Origin of the sequence: Streptomyces griseorubiginosus, from assembly GCF_036345115.1 — a bacterium.
Classification (GTDB): Bacteria; Actinomycetota; Actinomycetes; order Streptomycetales; family Streptomycetaceae; genus Streptomyces; species Streptomyces griseorubiginosus_C.
This window is the reverse complement of sequence record NZ_CP107766.1, coordinates 2,679,748-2,705,263: the sequence shown is the minus strand read 5'-3', so window position 1 is coordinate 2,705,263 and position 25,516 is coordinate 2,679,748. Positions and strand designations below refer to the sequence as shown.

The following is a 25,516-nucleotide window of genomic DNA, read 5'->3' as shown; positions in this document are numbered from 1 at the left end:
CCCTCGGCCTGTGAGCAACGCTAAGGCCGACCGAACTCACCGACCCGGAAGAACTTTCCCCCCAGAAAATTTTTCCGGGTCCGCAGAGACAGGCGGGTGGACGCTCTTCCCATGCGAGGAATGACGACGAACCTGACGATCGGTGAGCGAGTCGCTTGGTACCGCCGTAGGCGAGGCATGTCCCAAGAGGTGTTGGCCGGACTCGTCGGCCGAACGGTCGACTGGCTGAGCAAGGCCGAGAACAACCGGATGGAGCTTGACCGGCTGTCGGTCATCAAGACCCTGGCCGATGCCCTGGACGTATCCCTCGGTGACCTGCTCGCAGAGCCGACCCTCATGGAGTGGACTGCCGACAGCGGTAACCGCACGGTGCCGGCGCTTCGGTCGGCGCTGATGAACTACCGCCAACTGACGCCGTTGTTGGGGGTGCCGACCGAGGGCGATCCCACGCCTCTGGACGAGCTTCGGACCAGCGTCGTAGAGATCATGGATGCCTACCAGGCTTCCCGCTACGGTTTCGCCACTCGTCGCCTGCCCCTGGTGCTGGCGGACGCCCTCATCGCGGCGCAGTCCTACCACGGCCGGGAACGCGAGCAGGCCAACGAGCTGTTGGCACTGACGTATCAGAGCGCCGCCATGGTCCTCGGGAAGGTGGGCGAGGTTGACCTCGCTTGGATCGCTGCCGATCGGGGATTGGGCGCGGCGCAGCAGTCCGGCAACTCGGCGGTCATCGGATCGCTCTTCCGGTCCGTGGGTCACTGCCTCTTGTCGACAGGTCGCTTCGACGCCGCCGTACAGCTCATCGGCGATGCGTCCGACTACCTTCGGCCCGGCCTTTCCGGGGCCAGCCCGGAGTTCCTGTCGATCTACGGGACGCTCTTCCTCACCGGATCCATGGCGGCCGCCAGGGCGGAGGAGCGCTCGACCGTGCGCGAGTTCCTCGCCGAGGCCGACCAGGCAGCGTGCCAACTCGGGCAGGACGCGAACCACATGTGGACCGCATTCGGCCCGACCAACGTCGACATCCACCGCGTGGCAACGGCGGGCGAGCTGGGCGACATGCAGGTAGCCGCGGACCTCGGGCCGCGTATCGACACCAGCAACCTCCCGACGGAGCGCAGGACGCGGCACAACATCGAGGTAGCCCGTGCGCTCAGCGCCCACAACCGTGTCGACGACGCCCTGGCGATGATCCTTGAAGCCGAGTCGTGGGCGCCGGAGCAGCTGCGGAGCCACTACCTGGCCCGCGAACTCGTACTCACATGGGTGCGCAACCAGCGCGGCCGACCGAGCCGGACGATGGCGGATCTCGCCGATCGGCTGCATGTGGTCTAGGTGGGTACGCTCGGCTGCATGGCAGCGAACGAGCATGAAGCGAAGATGGCGCATCCGCGTATGGCAGCGGGTGCGCTTTTCTTTGATGCCGGCGGGCGCGTCCTCATGGTGGTGCCCACGTACAAGGACTACTGGGACATCCCCGGGGGCTACGTCGAGACCGGTGAGTCTCCGCTTCAGGCTGCCAGCCGCGAGGTGCGGGAAGAACTCGGCATCACGCCGACGCTCGGCCGCCTCCTGGCCGTCGACTGGGCGCCCAGCGCTACCGAGGGCGACAAGGTGCTGTACCTGTTCGACGGCGGCGAGCTAGCCCCGGAGACCGTGGAGGACATCCGCCCGCAGGCCGAGGAACTGAAGAGCGTCACGTTCGTTGCCCCGAGCGAGATCGCGGACCGGACGATCCCTCGGTTGGCCCGAAGGATCCTTGCGGCGATCGAGGCCCGAGCGGCTAGCGCCCCGGTGTACCTCGAGCATGGCCAGGCGCCGAGCGACGTAGCGGCGTAGCCGAGACCGAAGATCCCCATCCCAGCGGGATAAGACTTTCCCTACTTCATCAAGGCCCGCGCACGGCGCGGGCGCGCGCCGCCTCTGCGGCGCGGCCTGCCTCCTGTCTGCGCCCCGGCTGGCCGCGCCCGGCGGCGCGCTCGGCGGCTGCGGGCAGAAGGTAGGGGACACCCTCTGTGGCTGGGGCGGTCGGCTCCACGGCTTTAGGCAGCCACTTTGGGGCGAGCCTCTAAGATCATGGCCCCAACGTCGTGCTTTAACGGGCAGGTCCACAGACTGCCCGACTCGCCGGAAGCTTACGGGGCCATGATCACTCGCCCCAAAGCAGCTCCAGCCCAAAGCCGCTCCGTAAGTTGTTTGGCGGTCCGGAAGAGTGGGGTGTGGCTCTAAAGTCGCTTGCCCCCGGTGGCTCCGGTGGAGTGGCCGCCCCGCTCTTCGGGACGCCTGGCCTCTGATTGAGATCTGCGCAATTGATCGCTGTTTACGGAGCTGACGGCGGGTGTTCCTCGGGCCGAACGGCATGCTGCCTGAACCGAGGAGACGCACATGGCTGAGCAGCTGACCCGCCTCTGGGTCGGGATCGACGCCGGTAAAGCCCATCACTGGCTTGCCGCGGTCGACGAAACCGGGGCAACGATCTGGAGCAAGAAGGTCTCCAACGACGAGAGCGCGATTCTGACCGCCCTCGACGAGATCCTCGCCCTCGCCGACCGGGTCCACTGGGCGGTTGACATCGCCGGTACCGCTTCCGCGCTGTTTCTGGCCTTACTTGCCGCCCACGGCCAACAGGCCGTCTATGTTCCCGGCCGGACGGTCAACCGGATGTCCGGGTCCTACCGCGGTGAAGCCAAGACCGACGCCCGCGACGCCTACGTGATCGCAGACACCGCCCGGCTGCGGCGGGACTTCACCTCCATCAGAGTCCCCGCACAACTGGCAGCTGATCTGGCTCTGTTGACCGCGCACCGCACCGATCTGATCACCGACCGGGTCCGCATGCTCAACCGGCTCCGCGACGTGCTCACCGGGATCTTCCCCGCTCTGGAACGGGCCTTCGACTACTCCGATCACAAAGGCGCGCTCATCCTGCTCACCCGGCATCAAACCCCGGCAGCCATACGGCGCCACGGCCAAGCTCGCCTCACCGCTTGGCTCAGGGGACGCAACGTCCGCAACCCCGACGCAGTCGCCGCCACCGCCTTGCAGGTCGCCAGAACTCAGCACGTCACGCTGCCCGGCCAGGATGTCGCGGCCGGCATTGCTGCGGACATCGCCACGCAGATCCTTGCCCTGGACGACCGGCTCAAGCACATCGACCAGCAAATACGGCAGACCTTCCGCACTCACCCCCAAGCCCACATCATCGAGTCCCTGCCGGGCATGGGCCCCATCCTGGGGGCCGAGTTCATCGTCGCCGCCGGTGACCTGAGCACTTACGCAGACGCAGGCCACCTCGCCTCCGCCGCCGGCCTCGTGCCCGTTTCACGCGACTCGGGACGCCGCACCGGCAACCTCCACCGCCCCAAGCGCTACAGCCGACGCCTCCGCCGCGTCTTTTATCTCTCCGCCCAGAGCAGCATCATCCGCGAAGGCCCCAACCGCGACTACTACCTGAAGAAGCGGGCCGAGGGCTGCAAGCACGTCCAGGCCGTCATCGCCCTCGCCCGCCGACGGGTCGATGTCCTATGGGCCCTCCTGCGCGACGGCAGGCCTTTCACCCTCCATCCACCCGTCGCCCAAGCCGCCTAAACGGGCCAGCGCACCCCGCCTGCCTGGCGATAGCCTGCGGGCCAAACCAGAGAGGCGGACCCCCGTGGGCTTCGACGCAGAACGATCAGCGCGCATCGCTGCCATGCGGGAAACCTCCCGGCCCGTCTGGGAGGCAACTGGCGACACGGACGCACTCCAGCAGTTCCTCAAGGACAACGGGTGTCACGGAGTGGAAGCCGTGTTCGTGACCATGGGCCTGCTGCACTGCGATCTTGCCGAAGCTCAACGAGCCTTCTTCAACGCCCCATGCCGCGCCGCCGAACGCCGCTTCCACAACCGGGCCATGGACCTGCTCGAAGAGGCCGCCGACCACGACGCCTGACAACCCGAGCGGCCCTTATCCCACGGCGACGCTACTCGTCCGGGTAGGTCCATTCCTCGATCGTCCAAACGTCGTGCCTGGTCGCGCGCCAGGCGACGTGGCCAGGTGGCATGGTGGCCAGCCGAGCAAGTGACGGATCCAGGTCCACGACGTGGTGAAGATGGCGAAGCTTCGAAGCCCCGTCACTGGGATCGTGCACGCCGTCGCTCACAAGCCAGTCGCCCTCGTCGTCATGGATCACGGTCAAGGCAGGAAACTCCCCTGCCGAGACGGTCTTCTGGACGACCGCCAGCAAGCCTTGAGGGAATACCTCGCCCTCAAACGGCCAGCTCAACTCCGGTTGCATAGATCCCATGCGGGCGATTCTGCGTACAGCAGCGAAGTACAGCAACCCTGCCAACGCTCACCCCTCGCCCGGGACCATCAGAGACCGTCCGACCAGCCGGGGAGACCTCAGCGACAGTTCGCCGGTAGTTCGCATCGAGGGGCAGCTTGACGTAAGGCCCGCCAGGGGGCGCCGTCTCAGCTCATAGACAGCGCCCCGGGGCTTGACTCGGTCATTGAGACTCCGCCGACCTGTTGGCCAGCGGTGATCGTACGGGGCGCATCCGGAACAACTTCGTTACGGTAGAATCCGGCGCACCCTCTCAATGATTTCCTCAAGCCGATCAGAGGCGCTGGCGAGGTAGCCGGGGGACGGTACGTTTCGCCCGTGTACTAGGTTGTTACGCAGCCTTCGCAGCAAATCGATATCATGACGCGTCTCCGTATCAAGCGACGGCAGACGATCGAGTACCCGGGAAATCGGCAGAACGGTTCGGGTGCTTTCTTCCTGTGGTAGGAGGTTCCGCAAATACTCCTCCAGTTCAACCCATCGCGTAAGGAAGCGGCCGATTTCCTGATGCAGGCGTGAGCTCAGAGAGTGGGGATCAAGCGAATCTTCTACGGCATGAAGCCGAACCAGGTTGAACTTCTCATACCGTGAAGGATCCTCGGCAAGGAGAGTGTCGATAACCTGCTCCGAGAGGGGGCGCTTCTCGACATTATCATGAAGTGATTCCAGATATGGATCCAGGTCGGCAGGTGCCTCCTTTTTTAGCTCGCTCAAGAAATTGAAAAGGAGGTCGACTCGACCTAGGCCTGAGTCCCCGACCGGTTCATTAAGGATCTTCCCCGCTTGGTTCAATAGATACGCGGCGAGTTCATAGTGATTGAGGAATCGGCCGCTCCGGGCAACCCGATTTTCGCTCGCCTCTTGCAGCATCCTGAGCGACATCTCGCCAGCGATTACCAGTCCATTGAGCTGATCCAGGATTTTCTTTTCCGCATCGGACAAGTCGCCGGATAGGGGTTTGTAGGCGAGATCGTGTTCCACTTCCGACCATGCATGCATAAGCACCGAGGCGACCTGCACTTCGACGCGTGCCTTGGCGTATCGCGTATCCGGGCCGATTAGCTCACGTTCCTTGAGTCTAACTCGGTAGTGAGTTGCAGAATATCCGGAGAACTCCTTTCCGGTAGACCTCCTGTTCGACTCGGGGAAACTCTTTTTCTCTGTGAGGTCGAATAGTCGATTCACGGCCTTTTCGACTTGGTCTTGCTCGGCTGGAAAATAGAGCGCGATGCGGACGCCTGCCAGGTCTACAATGTCTTCGTAGATATCCTCTACTGTCTTGTATTTCTTTTTTGGTGCACGTTGGCGACATTTTTCTTCTAGGCGCGTGATGTCCTTCGCGCGGTAAGTGACGATGCAGCGGACGCCTGATTCTTTGAGATCCCTCTCTAGGGCTTGGGTGACTAGTTGTGCTGCCCTGCTGTAAAAGTCGTACTCCTTCGAGTAGCGTGCAATGAATTGATCAACGATTTCCATGACTCCCTCAAGGTGCAGTGCTGGGCGTTCCGGTCCCGCGTCCACGTGTATGCGTAGGATGCCGCAAAGTGGTGCTTGTGCGGGGGGAATCGTCCACAGAGTGCTTCAGCCCGGCTACTTCGCCAGTTCCAGATGGAGCCCACGCCCAGTGGCTTCGAGGTAAAGAGGTCGCGTGTAGCAGTCGAGCCGCGAACAGTGATCGCGACTCTGGAGGCAGCCTTCTGGGCCGTCCCTGGGCCGTCCGAGGCCGACCAACGCCGACAGACGCCACCCACAGGTGACCACCCCCACCCCGCTCCGGCCTGGGCTCCCGGCGATGATCTGCCACACTGGAAGGGTTATGCCTGCACCCGGAGAACTCACTTTCGTCGCCCCCCGCGGAGCCAAGAAGCCGCCGCGGCATCTCGCTGATCTCACTCCTGCCGAGCGCAAGGAGGTAGTGGCCGGGATCGGGGAGAAGCCGTTTCGGGCCAAGCAGCTCTCGCAGCACTACTTCGCGCGGTACGCGCACGACCCGGCGGAATGGACCGACATCCCCGCCGCGGCGCGCGGGAAGCTGCAGGAGGCGTTGCTTCCCGAGCTGATGACCGTCGTACGGCATCTGTCGACCGACCAGGGGACCACGCGCAAGACGCTGTGGCGGCTGTTCGACGGGACGCTCGTGGAGTCGGTGCTGATGCGGTACCCGGACCGGGTGACCATGTGCATCAGCTCGCAGGCCGGGTGCGGGATGAACTGCCCGTTCTGTGCCACCGGGCAGGCCGGGCTGGACCGCAATCTGTCCACCGCCGAGATCGTGCATCAGATCGTCGACGGGATGCGGGCGCTCCGGGACGGGGAGGTGCCGGGCGGGCCCGCGCGGCTCTCCAACATCGTCTTCATGGGGATGGGCGAGCCGCTCGCCAACTACAAGCGGGTGACGCAGTCCATTCGCGCGCTCACCGATCCCGCTCCCGACGGGCTCGGGCTGTCGCAGCGCGGAATCACCGTGTCCACCGTGGGGCTCGTGCCCGCCATTCACCGGTTCGCCGACGAAGGCTTCAAGTGCCGGCTCGCGATCTCGCTGCACGCCCCCGACGACGAGCTGCGCGACACCCTCGTCCCCGTGAACACGCGGTGGAAGGTGCGCGAGGTGCTCGACGCCGGGTTCGAGTACGTCGAGAAGTCCGGGCGGCGGCTCTCCATCGAGTACGCGCTCATCCGGGACATCAACGACCAGGCCTGGCGCGGTGACCGGCTCGGGCGGCTGCTCCGGGGCAAGCCCGTGCACGTCAACCTCATCCCGCTGAACCCGACCCCCGGGTCCAAGTGGACCGCCTCCCGGCCCGAGGACGAGAAGGCCTTCGTCGAGGCGATCGCCGCGCACGGTGTGCCGGTGACCGTCCGGGACACCCGTGGTCAGGAGATCGACGGGGCCTGTGGTCAGCTCGCGGCCACCGAGCGGTAGTCTGACGGCGTACGTACATATTCATATCCGACAGGGGAGCGCAACAGCGCTGAGAGTGCGGCAACCGGGCCGCAGACCCTCTGAACCTCGCCCAGGTCATTCTGGGTAGGAAGTTCGGTCATCACCGTGAACAACAAGAAGCTTTTCGCTGCCGTCGTGGGCCTCGGCCTGGTCACGCTGTCCGCGTGCGGGTCGTCGTCCTCCGACTCCGGGAGCACCGGCTCCAAGACCGTCACCCTGGTCAGCCACGACTCCTGGGCCGTCTCCAAGGGCGTCCTCTCCGACTTCGAGAAGAAGTCCGGCTACAAGGTCAAGGTCCTGGAGGACGGCGACGCCGGGCAGGCCGTCAACAAGGCCATCCTCACCAAGGACAACCCGCAGGGCGACGTCTTCTTCGGCGTCGACAACACCCTGCTCTCCCGCGCGCTCGACAACGGCCTCTTCCAGTCGTACGAGGCGAAGGGCGCCGACACGATCAAGGCGGGGTACCGCGTCGACGGGGACAAGGTCACGCCCATCGACACCGGCGACATCTGCGTCAACTACGACAAGGCGTACTTCACCGAGCACAAGCTCCAGCCGCCGACGTCGTACGACGATCTGATCAAGCCCGCCTACAAGAACCTCCTCGTCACCGAGAACGCCTCCACCTCCTCGCCGGGGCTCGGCTTCCTGCTCGGGTCCGCCGCCGAGTACGGGGACGACGGCTGGCAGGGCTACTGGAAGAAGCTCAAGGCCAACGGCGTCAAGGTCGTCGACGGCTGGGAGCAGGCCTACAACGAGGAGTTCTCCGGGTCGGCCGGCGGCAAGAAGGCCAAGGCGGACCGGCCGCTCGTCGTGTCGTACGCCTCCTCGCCGCCCGCCGAGGTGATCTACGCCGACCCGAAGCCGAAGACCGCGCCCACCGGGGTCGCCGACGGCACCTGCTTCCGGCAGATCGAGTACGCCGGGCTGCTGAGCAACGCCAAGAACAGCAAGGGCGGCAAGGCGTTCCTGGACTTCCTGCTCACCAAGGAGTTCCAGCAGGACATGCCGCTCAACATGTTCGTCTACCCGGTCGTGGAGGGCGCCCAGGTGCCCGCCGAGTTCACCGAGTACGGCCCGCAGGCCAAGGATCCCGAGACCATGGATCCCGCGAAGATCGCCGAACACCGTGACGACTGGGTCAAGTCGTGGACCTCGCTCGTACTGAAGTAGCCACCCGGCGCAAGGGGAGCGCGGCGCGGCTCGGGCTCATGGCCGTGCCCGTCGCGTTCTTCGCCGTCTTCTTCGCCTATCCCGTCGCCGCAATCGTCGAGCGCGGACTCCACACCGACGGGACCTGGCAGTTCGGCCGGATCCTCGACGTGCTGACCCAGTCGGACATCCGGCACGTCCTGTGGTTCACCACCTGGCAGGCGCTCGTCTCCACCGCGCTCACGCTACTGGTCGCGCTCCCCGGCGCGTACGTCTTCGCGCGCTTCGACTTCCCCGGCAAGCAGATCCTGCGGGCCGTGGTCACCGTGCCCTTCGTGCTGCCCACGGTCGTGGTCGGTACGGCCTTCCTGGCGCTCGTCGGAAGGGGCGGCCTCACGGACGACCTGTGGGGCGTACGGCTCGACACCACCGTGTGGGCGATCCTGCTCGCGCACGTCTTCTTCAACTACGCGGTCGTCGTACGGACCGTCGGCGGGCTGTGGGCCCAGCTCGATCCGCGCCAGGAGGAGGCCGCGCGGATGCTGGGCGCGTCCCGGCTCACGGCCTGGCGCACGGTCACCCTCCCCGCGCTCGGACCCGCCGTGGCCGCCGCCGCGCTGATGGTCTTCCTGTTCACCTTCACCTCCTTCGGCGTGGTCCAGATCCTCGGCGGACCGACCTTCTCCACCCTCGAAGTGGAGATCTACCGCCAGACCTCGGAGATCTTCGACCTGTCCACGGCCGCCGTGCTGACGATCATCCAGTTCGTCGCGGTGGGCGCGGTCCTCGCCCTGCACGCGTGGACCGTACGGCGCAGGGAGACCGCGCTCCGGCTCGTGGACGCGTCCGTCACCGCCCGCCGGCCGCGCGGCGCGGGGGAGTGGGGGCTGCTGGCCGGGGTCCTCGCGGTCATCGCCGTCCTCCTGGTCCTGCCGCTCGCCGTGCTGGTGCAACGTTCCCTGGACGCCCCCGACTTCGGCTACTACCGGGCGCTGACCCACAGCGACGGCGGGGTCTTCCTCGTCGCGCCGATCGAGGCCGTCGGGAACTCACTGGAGTACGCCCTCGCCGCGACCGCCATCGCGGTGCTGATCGGGGGGCTCGCGGCGGCCGCGCTCACGCGACGGGACGCGGGGCGGTTCGTACGGGGCTTCGACGCGCTGCTGATGCTGCCGCTCGGGGTGTCCGCGGTGACGGTCGGCTTCGGGTTCCTGATCTCCCTGGACGAGCCGCCGCTGGACCTCAGACAGTCCTGGATCCTGGTACCGCTCGCGCAGGCGCTGGTCGGAGTGCCCTTCGTCGTACGGACCATGCTGCCCGTGCTGCGGGCCGTGGACCACCGGCTGCGGGAGGCCGCGGCCGTGCTCGGGGCCCCGCCCTGGCGGGTGTGGCGGGAGGTCGACCTGCCGATGGTGCGGCGGGCGCTGCTGATCGCGGCGGGCTTCGCGTTCGCCGTGTCGCTGGGCGAGTTCGGCGCGACCGTCTTCATCGCACGGCCCGACAACCCGACCCTGCCGGTCGCCGTGGCCCGGCTGCTCGGACGCGCCGGTGATCTCAACTACGGCCAGGCGATGGCCCTTTCGACCATCCTGATGATCGTGTGCGCGGTGGCGCTGCTGGTCCTTGAGCGGCTGCGGACCGACCGGACCGGGGAGTTCTGATGCTGCTGAGCCTTGCGGACGCGACGGTACGGTTCGGCGGGCGGGCCGTGCTCGACGGGGTCGGGCTCGATGTCGCTGAACACGAGATCGTGTGTGTGCTCGGGCCGAGCGGCAGCGGCAAGTCGACGCTGCTGCGGGTCGTCGCCGGGCTCCAGCCGCTCGACGCGGGGCGGGTGTCGCTCGACGGCCGCGACCAGGCCGGGGTGCCCGCGCACCGGCGCGGGGTCGGGCTGATGTTCCAGGACCATCAGCTGTTCCCGCAGCGGGACGTGGGTGCCAACGTGGCCTTCGGGCTGCGGATGCATGACGTGCCGAAGGCACAACAGGGTGAGCGGGTGCGGGAGTTGCTCGACCTCGTCGGACTGCCGGGGGCCGGCCGCCGGGCCGTCGCCTCGCTCTCCGGCGGTGAGCAGCAGCGGGTCGCGCTGGCCCGGGCGCTCGCTCCCCGGCCCCGGCTGCTGATGCTCGACGAGCCGCTCGGGCAGCTGGACCGGTCGCTGCGGGAGCGGCTGGTCGTCGAACTGCGGGAGCTGTTCGGGCGGTTGGGCACGACCGTGCTCGCCGTCACGCACGACCAGGGGGAGGCCTTCGCGCTCGCCGACCGGGTCGTGGTGATGCGGGACGGGCGGATCGCGCAGTCCGGTACGCCACTTGAGGTGTGGCAGCGGCCGGTGGACGAGTTCGTGGCCCGCTTCCTCGGCTTCGAGAACGTCGTGGAGGGGACCGTGACCGGCGAGGCGGCGGACACGGTGTGGGGCAAGGTGCCGGTGCCGCAGGGGGCCGCCCAGGGGGTCCGGAGCGTGCTGGTGCGACCGGCGGGCGTACGGCTCGTGGCGTCCGACGAGGGGCTCCGCTGCACGGTCGCCGCACGCACCTTCAAGGGCACGCATGTCGCCGTACACCTGCAACCGGAGGACGGGCCGAGGTTGGAGGCCGCGTGCGCGCTGCGGGAGGCGCCGGAGGTGGGGGGCGTGGTGGGGGTGGAGTTCGACGCGGCCGAGATCGTGGTGCTGGGCTGAGGCGGGGGAGATCGCGGCGTCTGGGCGGCGGGGTTGAGGTCGCTGGGTCGGATGGGCGGGGCTGAGGCCGCTGGGTCCGGCTGAGGTGGCCGCGGCCGCCGGGTCGGGGCTGCGCGGGGGCGAGTTCGCTGGGGCGGCTGACGGGGTGAGAGCGCCAAGTCGAGTCGGGGCGGTGGAAATTGGCGCGCTGTGCTGGTGTGGGGGGACATAAGGTGCCCGGCATGACGCTGCTCTCACACGACCGTTACTGCGACGAGATCGCCCATCAGGTGGGTCAGTTGAGGGCTCTCGTGGCCTCCGGGGCGGATCTCTCCGTGACCGTGCCGACCTGCCCTGACTGGTCGTTGCTGCGGCTGGTGCGGCATACCGGGGGTGCTCTGCGGTGGGCGGAGCTGATGGTGCGGACCCGGGCGCGGGAGGAAGTGCCCGAGGAGCGGGTGCCGTTGGGGGAGGGGCCCGAGGACGCGGGTGCGCTCGACGGGTGGCTCGCCGAGACCGGTGACGCCCTCGTCGCCACGCTGCGGGAGGCCGGGCCCGACGCCGAGGTGTGGTCCTGGGCCGGGGTCCCCACGTCCGGGTTCTGGGCCCGGCGGATGGCCCACGAGCTGACCGTCCACCGCGCGGACGCGATGCTCGCCGCCGGACAGCCCTACGAGGTCGCCCCGGAGATCGCCGCAGACGCGATCGACGAGTGGCTGCAGATCGTGGAGTTCGTGCAGCGGACCGAGCCGCACGACGAGGCACGGGAGCTGCGGGGGCCGGGCCGGAGCATCCACCTGCACGCCACCGACGCGAGCGCGGAGCTCAACGCCGAGTGGCTGATCGGGTTCACCGAGGACGTCATCGACTGGCGGCGCGGACACGAGAAGGCGACCGTCGCACTGCGCGGGCCACTGACCTCCGTCCTGCTCGCCTTCTACCGCCGACTGCCGCTCGACAGCCCCGAGTTGGAGGTACTCGGCGACCGGAAGCTGCTGGAGTTCTGGCTGGAGCGGACAAGTTTTGGGTGACTGGGGAGAGCGGGGCTTCGGGGATCCTGCGGAGGGGGCGGGGCCCAGGGGGACGGCGGTCATCGGGCGAGCAGCTGCCTCGCGGGTCCGAAGCCGGAGGTTGCGGAAAGGCGAACGCGGCGCCAGCGGGCCTCTGGTGAGCGACGACGGCCCGCCCCCATATACGGCGACGGCCAGCCACCCCCCACCGACGCCGACGGCCCGCCCCCACCAAGGGGACGGGCCGTCGGGCTGCCGTGGGTGTCAGCGGGAGCTGCTCGCCCCGCGGCGGCGCAGGCCGAAGAAGACCGCGCCGCCGCCGATCGCCACGAGGGCGATGGCGATGCCGGCGATCAGGCCGGTGTTGGAGTTGGCGCCGGTCTCGGCGAGGTTGGAGTCGCCGGCCGCGGCCGACGGGGCGTTGCTCTCGACCGTGGCCGGAGCGGTGGTGCCCTCGGAGGCCGACGGGGTCGGGGTCGGGGTCTCCTCGGCCGGGGTGCTGGCGGAGTCCGACGGAGTGGGCGTGGGCGTCGGGGTCGGCGTCTCCTCGGTCTTGCAGGCGGTCGCCGGGGTGGTCAGGTTGGGCTTGATGTCCTCGCCCTTGATGTAGGGCAGGGCCTCGACGTGGATGCGGTACTCGGCGTTGGGCGCCCAGTCCTCCTCGAAGGTGATGGTGGTGCCGTCCTTCGAGCCCTTCACCGTCTGCTCGCCGACCTTCTTAGCGTCGGCGCCGTTGTTCTGCAGGTACACGGAGACGGTGGCCTCGACGCCGGACTTGTCGACGTCGGTGACGGTGATGACACCCTTCTCGCCGTCACACTTGGCTTCGGCGGAGAACTCCTTGATGTTGCACGCAAGGGCGTTGCTGGAGGCGCCGAGCACGATCGCGGTCGAGGCGGCGGCGACGCCGAGGAAGCGCGCGGCGCGGGAGGTGCGGCGGGATATGGGCGTGAATGCCACGTTCATCCTTCACGGGGTGCGCAAATGCGGGGGGTTGACGGGAGGGTGATGTGTCATCACCATCCCCAGGAGTCTCACAGGTCTATAAGCGCTGCATAAGAAGTGTCAACGTGTAAGCCCCCTACAACCGTTGGCTTTACCTTCTTATTACACTGTGAGACGTTTCAGCGCCCCGGGAGCCTCCTCGATCCGGTCAACCAGGGCGATTCGGGCCTGCATTGACCGATCCCGCGCGAGCGCCTGGAGCAGCGGCCACGTCGGCAGTCTCTCCGTCCAGTGCGCGCGGTCCACGAGGACCATCGGCGTCGGTTCGCCGCGCGACTCGTAGTAGTTGGGTGTCGCGTTGTCGAAGATCTCCTGTACGGTCCCGGCGGCGCCCGGCAGGAAGACCACGCCGGCGTTGGAGCGGGCGAGCAGGCCGTCCTCGCGGGTGGCGTTGGCGAAGTACTTGGCGATGTGCGACGCGAAGGCGTTGGGCGGCTCGTGCCCGTAGAACCAGGTGGGGATGCCGACGGAGTGACCGCCCCGGGGCCAGCGGCGGCGCACCTCGAAGGCGGCGCGTGCCCAGTCGGTGATCGAGGGCGTGAACGACGGTGCCCCGGCGAGCAGTTCGCACGCCTCGTCGAGCATGGAGTCCTCGAAGGGGGCGGCGTAGGCGCCGAGGTTGGCCGCCTCCATCGCGCCGGGGCCGCCGCCGGTGGCCACCGTGAGCCCCGCGCGGGCCAGTTCACGGCCGAGGCGGGCGGCACCGGCGTACTCCGCGGTCCCGCGGGCCATCGCGTGGCCGCCCATGACCCCCACGACCCTGGTGCCGGGCAGCAGTTCGTCGAGGGCGTCGGAGACGGCGTCGTCGTGGACGGCGCGCAGTGTCGACGCGTATATGTCGCGGTCGGCCTTGGTGCGCTGGAACCAGGCGTACGCGAGGGCGTCGGGCGTCTGCTCGTAGCCCTTCTCCAGCCCGTCGAACAACTCGTCGGGGGAGTAGAGGAGACCGCGGTACGGATCGAAGGGGAGACCCGGGACGGGCGGGAAGACCAGGGCGCCGTCGGAGCGGATCTTCGCCGCCGCCTGCTCCCTCATGGGGCAGCCGAGGAAGACGGTGCCCGCGGTGTCGGTGGCGAGCAACTCCCTTGTCCGGTCGGTCAGATCGACGGCCTGGACACGGAATCCGGTGAGAGCGCCGCGGGCCGAGACGACCGCGTCGAACTCCTCCAGCGTCTCGATCTCACGGTCGTCGTGGTGTGCCGCGTGGGCGGGGCTCGTCTGCACCCGCCCATGTTCGCACGCCGGATTCCGGCCCGGGGGTCAGCCCTGGATCGCCGCCGGGTCCATCCACACGACCTCCCAGCCGTGGCCGTCGAGGTCGTCGAAGGAACGGCCGTACATGAAGCCCTGGTCCTGCACGTCGTCGTTGGCCGTGCCGCCCGCGGCGACCGCCTTCTCGACCAGCTCGTCCACCTTCGCGCGGCTCTCGGCGCTCAGACAGAGCAGCACCTGGCTGGACTTGGTCGCGTCCGCGATCTCCTTCTTGGTGAAGGTCGCGTAGAACGGCTTGGTGAGCAGCATCGCGACGATCGTCTCGCTGATCACGACGGAGGCCGCCTTGTCGTCGCTGAACTGTTCGTTCAGCGAGTAGCCGAGCTCCGTGTAGAACTTCTTCGAGGCCTCGAGGTCGTTCACGGGCAGGTTGACGAAGATCATCTGCTGGTAGGCCGGAGCGGTCATCGGAGTCTCTCCCATCGGGTGCGTGCGGTACGGGGGGTAGACGGGCGGGTGCGGCGGAACTCATCGGTGCGGAGAGATTTTTTTCCGGCCGTCGGTCAGGGGGCCAGGGGGAGCGCCGCCAACTCGGCCACGACCAGGGTCAGCGGGCCGAAGAGGGCCAGCAGGGCGCCCGCGCGCAGGGCCGCCGCGCTGCGGAGCATCGTGGCGGGGGCGCCGAGCCGGAGGAGGGCGGCCGTCGTGTCCGACCTGGCCTGCTTCGCCTCGACGGCGGCCGTGAGCAGTGTGGCGAGCGCGCAGCCGGTGACGAGGAGCAGCCCGAGGGTGGTGAGCGGGCCGACGTCGGGGCCTGTGGGGTCGTACAGCATGACCATCGCGTAGGTGCCGGAGGCGACCGCGCAGACGACACCGAGGGGGCGGCCGATACGGGTCGCCTCGGCCATGAGGACCCGGCCGGCGAGGAGACGCAGGGCGCCGGGCCGGGTGGACTGGAGGAGCCGGCCGCACAGATGGGTGAGGCCGGGACCGGCCACCGCGAGGCCCACGGCAGTGAGGAGCCAGCCGACCAGCACGGAGGGGGCCCCGGTGAGGCCGGCGGGGAGGGGGGCGGCGGAGGCGGTGCCGTGGCGGTTGGCATAGGCCTCCACGGCCAGGCCCGCGGCGAGGACGGCCACCCCCCAGGGAAGGCCTCTCGGGGCGGTTTGAGGGAGAGACGGGAAGGTGTCCGGCGTGAGGTCCGGGGGCTGGTTCTCGTCGAGGGCGGTTGCCGTGGGAGCGTCTTCGCCGGGCGGGGTGGGTTCGGTGGCCTTGGGCCCACCGGCCGGCTGACGTGCGCGGAAGCGGCCGTACGCCCCGAAGGGCTCCCTCGCGGTCGTCCTGCCGTACGCCCCGAAGCGGCCGTACGACCTCGCCTCCCGCTTCGCCGATGCCGGTCTGTCGTCCCGTGGGCGGAGTACGAACCCCACCGTCACCGACGCGATGGCCGGGACCAGGGCCAGCAGGGTCAGGGCGGCCGGCAGCGGGAGGGGGGAGCCCGCGGCCAGGAAGTCCGCCGCCGCCCCGTCGAAGGGCAGGCCCGTCAGGTCGCCCCGCAGATGGAGGAAGAAGAGCAGCGCCAGCATCGAGCCGAGCAGGCACGACAGGGCCGTGGTCGCCGCCGACACGGCCATCAGGCGGGCCGGGCCCAGGCCGATCGCCGCGAGGCCGGGGCGCGGACGGGTCCCCGGGTCGGTGCGGGCGACCGCCAGGGCGAGGTGGACCGTGGCCGCCAGGGGGGTCAGGCACCAGGCCAGCCGGAGCACGGAACCGGAGGGGTCCTCGGGGTGGCTCATCGCGTGGCCGAGGGTGCACAGGAGGAGGAAACCCGTACCCGCCGACGCCAGGGCCACCAGGAGGCGGCGCAGTTGTACGGCGGGACGGGCGCCCCGGGTCAGACGGAGAGCGAGCACGCGGTACGGCCTTCCGGGTCGGCCATCGGGGGCAGGTGCACGGTGTTGACCCGGCGGCCGTCCAGGAGGGTGACGGTACGGTCCGCCAGGGCCGCGGTGTCGGTGTCGTGTGTCGCGAGGACCACGGTGATGCCGTGGGAGCGGGCGGCCGTGGTGAGCGTGCGCAGGACGTGGCCGCGGTCCGCGCGGTGCAGCGGAGCCGTCGGCTCGTCGGCGAACAGCACCGAAGGCGCCGGGGCCAGGGCGCGGGCGATGCAGACGCGCTGGCGTTCGGACTGGGTCAGTTCGTGCGGGCGCCTGCGGGTGCGGTCGCCGATGTCGAGGCGCTCCAGCCACTCCAGGGCGGCGACCTTGGCCCTACGGCGGCCCGTGCCGCGCAGCATGAGGGGGAGCGCCGCGTTCTCCCAGGCGTTGAGCTCCGGGACGAGCACCGGGGCCGGGTCGATCCAGCCGAAACGGTCCCGGCGCAGCCGCTCGCGGGTCATCGGGCCCATGGTGTGCACCGGAGCGCTGTTGAACCAGACCTCGCCGCGCTGGGCCGGGGTGAGTCCCGCGAGACATCTCAGCAGTGCGGTCTTGCCGCTGCCGCGCGGGCCGCTCACGGCGAGGATCTCGCCCTCGCGCACTCCCAGGGAGACGCCTTGGAGAGCCGGCGAGCCGTCGCGGTGGGTGAAGTGCAGGGAGCGTGCCCAGAGCACGTCGTTGTCGGGCGGGGCCTCCATGGGCGTACACCTCGTATCAGATCCGTTTGTGCCGTGCTGGTCCCCCGTGCGGGGGAACGAAGACAGGGCCGATCGGTTACCAGGCACGCTAGGGAAACGGGGGCGCGACCCCGGACAGCACGCGGCCCGGGGCGCATCCCTGTCACTCGGACGGGTGCGCCCCGGGTCGTACAAGCGGCTGAATCGCCGAAGGTGTCGAAGGCTAGAGCTTCGTCCAGGCCTCGGTGAGGGTCGCGCGCAGGATCTGCTCGATCTCGTCGAAGGTCCCCTGGTCGGAGATCAGCGGCGGGGCGAGCTGGACGACCGGGTCACCGCGGTCGTCGGCACGGCAGTACAGGCCGTTGTCGTAGAGGGCCTTGGAGAGGAAGCCGTAGAGCACGCGCTCGGTCTCCTCGTCGTTGAAGGACTCCTTGGTCGTCTTGTCCTTCACCAGCTCGATGCCGTAGAAGAAGCCGTTGCCGCGGACGTCGCCGACGATCGGCAGGTCGTGCAGCTTCTCCAGCGTCGAGCGGAACGCGCCCTCGTTGTCGAGGACGTGCTGGTTGAGGTTCTCGCGCTCGAACAGGTCGAGGTTGGCGAGACCCACCGCGGCCGACACGGGGTGGCCGCCGAAGGTGTAGCCGTGCAGGAAGGTGTTGTCGCCCTTGTAGAACGGCTCGGCCAGGCGGTCGGAGATGATGCAGGCGCCGATCGGGGAGTAGCCCGACGTCATGCCCTTGGCGCAGGTGATCATGTCCGGGACGTAGTCGAACTTGTCGCAGGCGAACATGGTGCCCAGGCGGCCGAAGGCGCAGATGACCTCGTCCGAGACCAGCAGCACGTCGTGGCGGTCGCAGATCTCGCGGACGCGCTGGAAGTAGCCGGGCGGGGGCGGGAAGCAGCCGCCCGCGTTCTGGACCGGCTCCAGGAAGACGGCCGCGACGGTGTCCGGGCCCTCGAAGAGGATCTGCTGCTCGATCTGGTCGGCGGCCCAGCGGCCGAAGGCCTCGGGGTCGTCGCCGAAGAGCGGGGCGCGGTAGATGTTGGTGTTCGGGACCTTGTGCGCGCCCGGGACCAGCGGCTCGAAGGGGGCCTTCAGGGCCGGCAGGCCGGTGATCGACAGGGCGCCCTGCGGGGTGCCGTGGTAGGCGACCGCGCGGGAGATGACCTTGTGCTTGGTCGGCTTGCCGGTGAGCTTGAAGTACTGCTTGGCGAGCTTCCAGGCGGTCTCGACCGCCTCACCGCCGCCGGTGGTGAAGAAGACCTTGTTCAGGTCGCCGGGCGCATGCTGCGCGAGGCGCTCCGCGAGTTCGACGGCCTTCGGGTGGGCGTAGGACCACACCGGGAAGAACGCCAGGTCCTGCGCCTGCTTGAAGGCGGCCTCGGCGAGTTCCGTGCGGCCGTGGCCGGCCTGCACCACGAACAGGCCCGCGAGGCCGTCGAGGTAACGCCTGCCCTTGTCGTCGTAGATGTAGGTGCCCTCGCCCCGGACGACGGTCGGGACCGGGGAGTTCTCGTACGACGACATGCGGGTGAAGTGCATCCACAGGTGGTCGTACGCGGTGCGGCTGAGGTCCTTGGAGCTCACGGTTATCGGGTCCTCACGGTTATCGGGTTCCCCACATGTAGGTCTGCTTCTTGAGCTTCAGATAGACGAAGCTCTCGGTGGAGCGCACTCCGGGGATGGCCCGGATGCGGCGGTTGATGACCTCCAGGAGGTGGTCGTCGTCCTCGCAGACGATCTCCACCATCAGGTCGAAGGAACCCGCGGTCATCACGACGTACTCGCATTCCGGCATGGCCGTCAGGGCCTCGGCCGCGGACTCCACGTCGCCCTCGACGTGAATGCCGACCATCGCCTGGCGCCGGAAGCCCACGGTGAGCGGGTCCGTGACGGCGACGATCTGCATCACGCCCTGGTCGAGCAGCTTCTGGACGCGCTGGCGCACGGCCGCCTCGGACAGGCCGACGGCCTTGCCGATCGCGGCGTACGGACGGCGGCCGTCCTCCTGGAGCTGCTCGATGATGGCGAGGGAGACGGCATCCAGATGGGGGGTGCCGTTCCTGGACTCACGGGAGTCCCTGGGGTCTGCGCTTCGACTGGCCACGACGTCACTGTGCACGACGTCTCGACACTTCCGCAAGGCCAGGGCGATGAAATCCGTTGTTTACGCTACCGAGACCTGCGGATTTCGCAGCCTTGGCGCGATCGGGGGTGTTGAAAACGTGGGTGTGACGATTAGGGTGGGTGTCTCAGTCAGTGGACAGTTCCAACCCCCTCAGGAGGCCGGCAGTGAGTACCGAGCTGCGTCGTCTGCGCAACTACATCGACGGTGAGTTCCGGGACGCCGCCGATGGACGGACCACGGACGTGGTCAACCCCGCGACCGGTGAGGCGTACGCGACCGCGCCGCTGTCCGGGCAGGCGGACGTGGACGCGGCGATGGCCGCCGCGGAAGCCGCCTTCCCCGGCTGGCGCGACACGACTCCCGCCGAGCGCCAGAAGGCCCTGCTGAAGATCGCCGACGCGTTCGAGGAGCGGGCCGAGGAACTCATCGCGGCCGAGGTGGAGAACACCGGCAAGCCGATCGGGCTCACGCGGTCCGAGGAGATCCCGCCGATGGTCGACCAGATCCGCTTCTTCGCCGGTGCGGCGCGGATGCTGGAGGGCCGCTCGGCCGGTGAGTACATGGAGGGCCTGACCTCGATCGTGCGCCGTGAGCCGGTCGGTGTCTGCGCGCAGGTCGCGCCCTGGAACTACCCGATGATGATGGCCGTGTGGAAGTTCGCGCCGGCGATCGCGGCGGGCAACACCGTGGTGCTGAAGCCGTCGGACACGACCCCCGCGTCGACCGTGCTCATCGCCGAGATTATCGGATCGATCCTGCCCAAGGGCGTCTTCAACGTCATCACCGGCGACCGCGACACCGGTCGGCTGATGGTCGAGCACCCGACGCCGGCGATGGCCTCCATCACCGGGTCCGTGCGGGCCGGCATGTCGGTCGCCGAGTCCGCGTCCAGGGACCTGAAGCGGGTCCACCTGGAGCTGGGCGGCAAGGCCCCGGTCGTCGTCTTCGAGGACACCGACATCGCCAAGGCCGTCGAGGACATCTCCGTCGCGGGCTTCTTCAACGCAGGGCAGGACTGTACGGCGGCCACGCGCGTGCTGGTGCAGTCCTCCATCCACGACGAGTTCGTGGCCGCGCTGGCCAAGGCCGCCGCCGAGACGAAGACCGGGCAGCCGGACGACGAGGACGTGCTGTTCGGCCCGCTCAACAACCCGAACCAGCTCAAGCAGGTCTCCGGGTTCATCGAGCGGCTGCCCGCGCACGCCAAGGTCGAGGCCGGCGGCCACCAGGTCGGCGACAAGGGGTACTTCTACGCGCCGACCGTGGTCTCCGGGCTGAAGCAGGACGACGAGATCATCCAGAACGAGGTGTTCGGGCCGGTCATCACCGTGCAGTCCTTCTCCGACGAGGAGCAGGCCGTGTCCTGGGCCAACGGGGTCGAGTACGCGCTCGCGTCCTCGGTGTGGACCAAGGACCACGGGCGTGCGATGCGGATGTCGAAGAAGCTGGACTTCGGGTGCGTGTGGATCAACACGCACATCCCGCTGGTCGCGGAGATGCCGCACGGCGGGTTCAAGAAGTCGGGGTACGGCAAGGACCTTTCGGGATACGGGTTCGAGGACTACACGCGGATCAAGCACGTGATGACGTCGTTGGACGCGTAGGTTCTTCGGCGGCGGGGGAGTGGGGTTCTGCCGGTAGTGGGTCGGCCGGCTGGTGCGTGGGGGCTGGTCGCGCAGTTCCCCGCGCTCCTCAGGTGGCTCGCCGCCCCGGCGCCCGGAGGTTCGGCCTTGTCGGCCCACCGTCAGGGACGGCATGCTGCGGCGATGCCCCTCACGCCGAAGCCGTCCCCGCCCTCCCGCAGGACCCTGCTGCGCGCGCTCGGTGGTGGGGCGGTGCTGGGTGGGCTCGCCGGCTGCGGGGTGCCCGCCGCGTACGTGGCCGCGGGCGACCGGGCCGGCCCCGACCGCTCCGCCGCCGACAAGCGGCTGACCTGGGCGAACTGGCCGCTCTACATCGACACGGACGACGACGACTCGACGCGGCGGCCGACGCTGGACGCCTTCCGCAGGCGGACCGGCATATCCGTCGACTACGTCGAGGAGATCAACGACAACGACGAGTTCTTCGGCAAGATCAGCCCCGCGCTGATGAACCACCAGCAGACCGGACGCGACCTCATCGTCGTCAGCGACTGGATGTGCGCGCGGTTCGTACGACTGGGCTGGGTCCAGGAGATGGACCGGGCGCACCAGCCGAACGTCACCAAGTACCTGGACCCGCTGCTGCGTTCGCCCGCCTTCGACCCGGGCCGCAGGTTCACCGTGCCCTGGCAGTCGGGGATCACCGGGATCGCGTACAACCGCGGGAAGCTGGGCCGCGAGATCCGGCACGTCAAGGATCTCTGGGCGAGCGACCTCAAGGGCCGCGTCACCCTGCTCTCCGGGCTCGACGAGGCCTTCGCGCTGCTCATGCAGGGCAACGGCGTCGACATCAGGACGTGGACGGCGGACGACTTCCACGAAGTCTGCGACCAGGTCGAGAGGTACGTGAGGAACGGCCAGATCCGCCGCTTCACCGGCAACGACTACACCAAGGACCTCGTCAGCGGTGACGTCCTGGCCTGCCAGGCGTACTCCGGGGACGTGATCCAGCTCCAGGCCGACAACCCCGACATCCGCTTCGTCGTCCCCGAGGAGGGCGCGGAGCTGTGGTCGGACTCCCTGATGATCCCCGACCGCGCCCTGCACAAGGCGAACGCCGAGCGGCTCGTCGACTACTACTACGACCCCGAGGTCGCCGCGGAACTCGCGGCCTGGGTCAACTACGTCTGCCCCGTCCCCGCCGCGCGGGAGGTCCTGGCCGCGTCGAAGGACGAGGACACCGCCGCGCTCGCCGAGAATCCCCTGATCTTCCCGGACGCGCGGATGCGGGAGCGGCTGGTGATCGCACGGGACATCACGTCGAGGGAGCGGGTGGGGTTTGCGCGGCGGTGGAACGCGATTGTGGGGTTGTGAGGGGGCAGGGGGTCGTCTGTGACGAGGATTTTTAGTTGGCACAAAAGAGGGATAGTTGGCACCGAGATCACGAGCGTTCTCCGAGGTGGCGGCGCATCACCTCGATGCAGATGGCTCGCGCGGCGTTTGATCGGTCCCGCGGATACGGCACCCCGAGGTTCATACCGCCGTCGGTGGTGATCGGCGGCTGGTCCCAGGCGAGGCTCATCTGCGCGCCGGCCTCCGCTCGGGCCGTAGCCACGAGCGTTGCGTATGGACCCGCCACGGCCGATGCCTCGATCTGGAGCCACGCCTGGTGGAAGGCCATCTGGGCCAGCAGAGCGCTGATTTCGTCGGTGAGTTGTTGTCGTACGGCGGAGGAGGACTTGGGGTGTCGCCGTATGCGGTACGGCATCTCCAGGTACTCCTCGACCGCCGTCAGAGCTTCGGCGAAGGTCTTGGCGCGGCGTTCCCTGCGTACGGCCCGCTGGTTGAGGGTGTACGTGAGATAGGCGCCGAGGAGAGCGATGCACGGGACGACCAGTGCGGCGGTCTGGGCCCAGGTCCAGCCGCCGTCCGTCGCCTGTGCCGCCGCGATGACCGCCACGCACGACCCCCCGGAATGCCGTGAGGAGCATCCTCCACCAGCCACTGGCCGCCCTGCTCACCGCCGGTGAGCCGCCAGTAGTGTTCGAGGAACAAGTGTGTGCGGACTATCTCGATGAGGTCCAGCAACCCTTTCGAACTCGTCCATCGCCGCTCTTCCGGGTCGAGCGGATACCAGAGGCAGAGGGCGTCGTCGAACTTGTACCGATGCTTCGACGGCACCCCGGGCTTGGCGTGCACGCGGGGGAAGTCCTCGGGACGCTGGCCGTAGGTGAGGTACGGCGGGTCCGCGTGGAAGCGGATCCGGACGTCGATGGGGTCGTGCTCGCCTATGACGTCGAGACCGGTGAGCTCGTACGTGAGTGAGTCACGCCGGTACGAGTGGCGGACTGCGTCACCGAATTGACGCCGGGCGTCCCGTTCGAGCGGGGCCCACCATGCCGGCTGGGCCCCGTACCAAATGGGCATGGGGGTCAGTCTCCCCAGGCCCGGGGCCGGGTCGGCGTGACGAGCCGGGTGGCGAGCCCCAGTCCCGATGCTGCCGTACCTCCCGCGAGGACCGTCTGCGCGAGGCGATCTGCCGCAGATCTGGCGATGGCCGACTGGGAGCCCTTCGATCCCCTCCTGCATCACGCACACATCCACTCACGTCTCCCGACGCGCGCCCGTCGTTCGCGTCCGGGAGATCATGCTCGTCACGGAATCCAGCCGTGACGCATCACGTGGTGGAGATTCTCCTGACCAGGCCGGTCACACACAGCGAGCTGCGCCGAGCCAGCCGGGCCCTGCCACTCGGGGCGAACAGCGACGGCATCCGGCTGATGGCCATCCACCCGGCCAAGACGCCAGGTCGCGCATTGAGGTCAGTTCGACGACGGCTTCAACACCTGCTTCCCCTCGACATTCTGACGACCCACTACCCCGATCCCTCGGGCCAGGTCATCCTCAACGTCGAGTTCAGCCCGGCCGCACGGCAACTGATCGGCCAGGCCGCAGCCGCCAGAGGACAGCGGCCTGCCGAATACGTCGGCCACTGCATGGCCGAGGCCCTGCGACACAGCGAACAGGAACGCGCCCGCGCACTGACAGCGCAACTCGAGGGCATGCTGGCGCACCACCGTCCGGAAGAGGTCCTGGCCTGCACGGCGCGCATCCTGCTCCACCGCCGCGAACCCGGCACCCCAGGCCTGGGTCCGCGGGATGCAGCCGAGTCGAGCAGCCCAATCTTCACCGCCTAGTCCGTCCCCTCCCCGGAGCTCTCGTTGCACACGTCCACCGAAGAACAGAGCCACGCCGTTGATGCCTTCCGCGACGGCCATCACCTCGTGCTGCAGGCAGGCGCCGGAACCGGCAAGACCAGCACGCTGTGCTTTCTCGCCACGGGCACCACACGCCGTGGCCGCTACCTCGCCTTCAACAGGGACATCGCACGCGACGCCTCAACCCGCTTCCCGAGATCCGTTGTGTGCAAGACAGCCCACGCCACGGCCTACGCCGCCCTCGGCCATCGCTACTCTCGCCGCCTCAACAGCCCCCGGCAGCCCGCATGGAAGATCGGGCAAGCCCTCGGCATCACCACTCCGGTCCACATCGGCGACCACGAGATCAACCACAGAACCCTCTCCCACAGCGTGCTGCGTACGGTGAGCCGCTTCTGCCAGTCAGCTGATCGTCATCTCGCCTCCCACCACGTACCGACGCTGCGCCGCCTCGGAACACGGGAGGAGCACGCCCAACTCGCCGAAGCGGTCATGCCCTTCGCGAACAAAGCCTGGGCAGATCTGCAGACCCCAGAGCAAGGCGTGGTCCGCTTCGACCACGACCACTACCTGAAGATGTGGGCCCTCACGGAACCGAAGATCGAAGCCGACTTTCTCTTCCTCGACGAGGCGCAGGACACCAACCCGGTCCTGGAGCAGGTCTTCACCGCTCAGCGCGCACACGCCCAGCTGGTCATGGTCGGCGACTCCGCCCAGGCCATCTACGGCTGGCGCGGAGCGCGAGACGTAATGACCGGCTTCGATGCCACCCACCTGACCTTGACCCGCTCCTTCCGCTTCGGTCCCCTCCTCGCCGAACAGGCCAACGTATGGCTGGCGCTCACCGATGCGCCCATCCGACTGACAGGCACGGACACGATCACCACGAACGTCGGCGCGCTTGACTCTCCGGATGCCGTGCTCTGCCGTACCAACATCGGAGCCATGTCGGAGGTGATGAGGCTGCTCTCGAGCGGCCACAGCGTCGCCCTGGCCCGGGGTGGACAGACACTCGTCGCGCTGGCCGTCGCCGCTCGCGACCTGAAGGACGGACGGCGCACCTCCCACCCCGAGCTCGTGCTCTTCACCTCGTGGGGCGAGTTGCAGGACTACGCCGAGCACGACCCCGCCGGCCGCGACCTGCAGCCGTTCGTGGAACTCGTCGACGCCCACGGCCCGGAAGCCGTCATTACCGCGGTCGACGCGCTCACCGACGAGAGCCAGGCCGACGTGACCGTCTCCACCGCTCACAAGGCCAAAGGCCGAGAATGGGACAAGATCAGAATCGCCGATGATTTCCCGCCGCCCCCAGACACCGACCAGCACGACGACTCGGGCCGTCCCATCCCGGAAACCGTGAACGAATCGGACGCACGCCTTGCCTACGTAGCCGTCACGCGCGCCCGTCGTCACCTTGATCTCGGAGGGCTGGCGTGGATTGGGAACCATCCAGGTTCTGCGACCTGAAGCGCGGCATCGAGGGGTGAGGATGCCCTTTGGCCTAGGCCGCCGGGCGCCGTAGAGCCACCGGATCTCGGGTCTTCCGGTGATTCCACACCTTGTTGGTCGGCGCACTCCGATGGGCGCTCGGTCGCAGTGCCGGGCTTCCTCGGCGGGTTGGACACGCAGTGCGCGAAGGCCTCAAGCAACTTATGGCAGTCG

Annotated in this window: 24 protein-coding genes and 1 riboswitch; of the genes, 14 read left to right on the top strand and 10 right to left on the bottom strand. The window is 68.5% G+C overall.

All coding sequences use genetic code 11. The features are described 5' to 3' along the window. Nucleotides 1-120 precede the first annotated feature (120 nt). From OHN19_RS11940 to OHN19_RS11925, 4 genes are all read left to right on the top strand, one after another. Nucleotides 121-1,335, top strand: coding sequence for a helix-turn-helix transcriptional regulator (locus OHN19_RS11940; RefSeq protein WP_330264186.1), 1,215 nt, complete (start codon nucleotides 121-123; stop codon nucleotides 1,333-1,335). A gap of 18 nt (nucleotides 1,336-1,353) precedes the next feature. Beyond that, entirely contained in the window at nucleotides 1,354-1,839 is a 486-nt protein-coding gene (locus OHN19_RS11935) for an NUDIX hydrolase (protein ID WP_330264185.1), read from the top strand. Between the two features lie 546 nt (nucleotides 1,840-2,385). Then, entirely contained in the window at nucleotides 2,386-3,588 is a 1,203-nt protein-coding gene (locus OHN19_RS11930) for an IS110 family transposase (RefSeq protein ID WP_330264184.1), read from the top strand. Between the two features lie 64 nt (nucleotides 3,589-3,652). Next, nucleotides 3,653-3,931 (top strand): hypothetical protein, encoded by a 279-nt coding sequence (locus OHN19_RS11925; RefSeq protein ID WP_330264183.1) that lies wholly within the window; start codon nucleotides 3,653-3,655, stop codon nucleotides 3,929-3,931. 31 nt (nucleotides 3,932-3,962) lie between these two features. Here the strand turns inward: OHN19_RS11925 and OHN19_RS11920 are convergent, their stop codons facing one another. Further along, on the bottom strand, nucleotides 3,963-4,286 hold the full coding sequence (locus OHN19_RS11920) for a hypothetical protein (RefSeq protein ID WP_330264182.1): 324 nt from the start codon (nucleotides 4,284-4,286) through the stop codon (nucleotides 3,963-3,965). 267 nt (nucleotides 4,287-4,553) lie between these two features. Continuing rightward, complete coding sequence (locus OHN19_RS11915; protein ID WP_330264181.1) at nucleotides 4,554-5,801, bottom strand: RelA/SpoT domain-containing protein; 1,248 nt, start codon at nucleotides 5,799-5,801, stop codon at nucleotides 4,554-4,556. 340 nt (nucleotides 5,802-6,141) lie between these two features. Here OHN19_RS11915 and rlmN point away from each other — a divergent pair, with 340 nt between their 5' ends. From rlmN to OHN19_RS11890, 5 genes are all read left to right on the top strand, one after another. Further along, the gene (gene rlmN / locus OHN19_RS11910) at nucleotides 6,142-7,248 is read left to right on the top strand and encodes a 23S rRNA (adenine(2503)-C(2))-methyltransferase RlmN (protein WP_330264180.1); all 1,107 of its coding nucleotides are present in this window, start codon (nucleotides 6,142-6,144) and stop codon (nucleotides 7,246-7,248) included. A 22-nt stretch (nucleotides 7,249-7,270) separates the two neighbouring features. Further along, nucleotides 7,271-7,378: riboswitch (TPP riboswitch) on the top strand. Next, nucleotides 7,375-8,445, top strand: a complete 1,071-nt coding sequence (locus tag OHN19_RS11905) for a thiamine ABC transporter substrate-binding protein (protein ID WP_330264179.1) — start codon at nucleotides 7,375-7,377, stop codon at nucleotides 8,443-8,445. (Overlaps the previous riboswitch by 4 nt.) A gap of 38 nt (nucleotides 8,446-8,483) precedes the next feature. Beyond that, on the top strand, nucleotides 8,484-10,085 hold the full coding sequence (locus OHN19_RS11900; RefSeq protein WP_330264178.1) for an iron ABC transporter permease: 1,602 nt from the start codon (nucleotides 8,484-8,486) through the stop codon (nucleotides 10,083-10,085). After that, complete coding sequence (locus OHN19_RS11895; protein WP_330264177.1) at nucleotides 10,085-11,104, top strand: ABC transporter ATP-binding protein; 1,020 nt, start codon at nucleotides 10,085-10,087, stop codon at nucleotides 11,102-11,104. The genes OHN19_RS11900 and OHN19_RS11895 overlap by 1 nt, the downstream gene beginning before the upstream one ends. A gap of 221 nt (nucleotides 11,105-11,325) precedes the next feature. Further along, nucleotides 11,326-12,114 (top strand): maleylpyruvate isomerase family mycothiol-dependent enzyme, encoded by a 789-nt coding sequence (locus OHN19_RS11890; RefSeq protein ID WP_330264176.1) that lies wholly within the window; start codon nucleotides 11,326-11,328, stop codon nucleotides 12,112-12,114. A gap of 243 nt (nucleotides 12,115-12,357) precedes the next feature. Here OHN19_RS11890 and OHN19_RS11885 read toward each other — a convergent pair whose 3' ends face one another. From OHN19_RS11885 to OHN19_RS11855, 7 genes are all read right to left on the bottom strand, one after another. Beyond that, nucleotides 12,358-13,059: an LAETG motif-containing sortase-dependent surface protein gene (locus OHN19_RS11885; protein WP_330264175.1), complete on the bottom strand. Its 702-nt coding sequence runs from the start codon at nucleotides 13,057-13,059 to the stop codon at nucleotides 12,358-12,360. Nucleotides 13,060-13,200: 141 nt separating this feature from the next. After that, on the bottom strand, nucleotides 13,201-14,322 hold the full coding sequence (locus OHN19_RS11880; protein WP_330264174.1) for a Rossmann fold nucleotide-binding protein: 1,122 nt from the start codon (nucleotides 14,320-14,322) through the stop codon (nucleotides 13,201-13,203). Nucleotides 14,323-14,358: 36 nt separating this feature from the next. Beyond that, nucleotides 14,359-14,778 (bottom strand): VOC family protein, encoded by a 420-nt coding sequence (locus OHN19_RS11875; RefSeq protein ID WP_330264173.1) that lies wholly within the window; start codon nucleotides 14,776-14,778, stop codon nucleotides 14,359-14,361. Nucleotides 14,779-14,873: 95 nt separating this feature from the next. After that, nucleotides 14,874-16,223: a hypothetical protein gene (locus OHN19_RS11870; protein WP_330264172.1), complete on the bottom strand. Its 1,350-nt coding sequence runs from the start codon at nucleotides 16,221-16,223 to the stop codon at nucleotides 14,874-14,876. Further along, complete coding sequence (locus tag OHN19_RS11865) at nucleotides 16,205-16,945, bottom strand: ABC transporter ATP-binding protein (protein WP_123763362.1); 741 nt, start codon at nucleotides 16,943-16,945, stop codon at nucleotides 16,205-16,207. Before OHN19_RS11865 ends, OHN19_RS11870 begins: the two co-directional genes overlap by 19 nt. Before the next feature lie 202 nt (nucleotides 16,946-17,147). Next, entirely contained in the window at nucleotides 17,148-18,512 is a 1,365-nt protein-coding gene (locus tag OHN19_RS11860; protein ID WP_330264171.1) for an aspartate aminotransferase family protein, read from the bottom strand. Between the two features lie 19 nt (nucleotides 18,513-18,531). Then, nucleotides 18,532-19,047: an Lrp/AsnC family transcriptional regulator gene (locus OHN19_RS11855; protein ID WP_062026720.1), complete on the bottom strand. Its 516-nt coding sequence runs from the start codon at nucleotides 19,045-19,047 to the stop codon at nucleotides 18,532-18,534. A 170-nt stretch (nucleotides 19,048-19,217) separates the two neighbouring features. Between OHN19_RS11855 and OHN19_RS11850 the strand changes: the two genes are divergently transcribed. Next, a complete protein-coding gene (locus tag OHN19_RS11850) occupies nucleotides 19,218-20,657 on the top strand; it encodes a gamma-aminobutyraldehyde dehydrogenase (protein WP_330264170.1) in 1,440 nt (479 codons plus the stop codon). A gap of 162 nt (nucleotides 20,658-20,819) precedes the next feature. Beyond that, nucleotides 20,820-22,010 carry a spermidine/putrescine ABC transporter substrate-binding protein gene (locus OHN19_RS11845; protein WP_330264169.1) on the top strand — a complete coding sequence of 397 codons (1,191 nt, stop codon included), beginning with the start codon at nucleotides 20,820-20,822 and terminating at the stop codon, nucleotides 22,008-22,010. A 67-nt stretch (nucleotides 22,011-22,077) separates the two neighbouring features. Here the strand turns inward: OHN19_RS11845 and OHN19_RS11840 are convergent, their stop codons facing one another. After that, nucleotides 22,078-22,596 (bottom strand): hypothetical protein, encoded by a 519-nt coding sequence (locus OHN19_RS11840; RefSeq protein ID WP_330264168.1) that lies wholly within the window; start codon nucleotides 22,594-22,596, stop codon nucleotides 22,078-22,080. A gap of 20 nt (nucleotides 22,597-22,616) precedes the next feature. Here OHN19_RS11840 and OHN19_RS11835 point away from each other — a divergent pair, with 20 nt between their 5' ends. From OHN19_RS11835 to OHN19_RS11825, 3 genes are all read left to right on the top strand, one after another. Continuing rightward, the gene (locus OHN19_RS11835; protein ID WP_330264167.1) at nucleotides 22,617-22,961 is read left to right on the top strand and encodes a hypothetical protein; all 345 of its coding nucleotides are present in this window, start codon (nucleotides 22,617-22,619) and stop codon (nucleotides 22,959-22,961) included. A gap of 344 nt (nucleotides 22,962-23,305) precedes the next feature. Then, on the top strand, nucleotides 23,306-23,833 hold the full coding sequence (locus tag OHN19_RS11830) for a hypothetical protein (RefSeq protein ID WP_330264166.1): 528 nt from the start codon (nucleotides 23,306-23,308) through the stop codon (nucleotides 23,831-23,833). A 24-nt stretch (nucleotides 23,834-23,857) separates the two neighbouring features. Beyond that, a complete protein-coding gene (locus tag OHN19_RS11825; protein WP_330264165.1) occupies nucleotides 23,858-25,321 on the top strand; it encodes a UvrD-helicase domain-containing protein in 1,464 nt (487 codons plus the stop codon). Nucleotides 25,322-25,516: the final 195 nt, after the last annotated feature.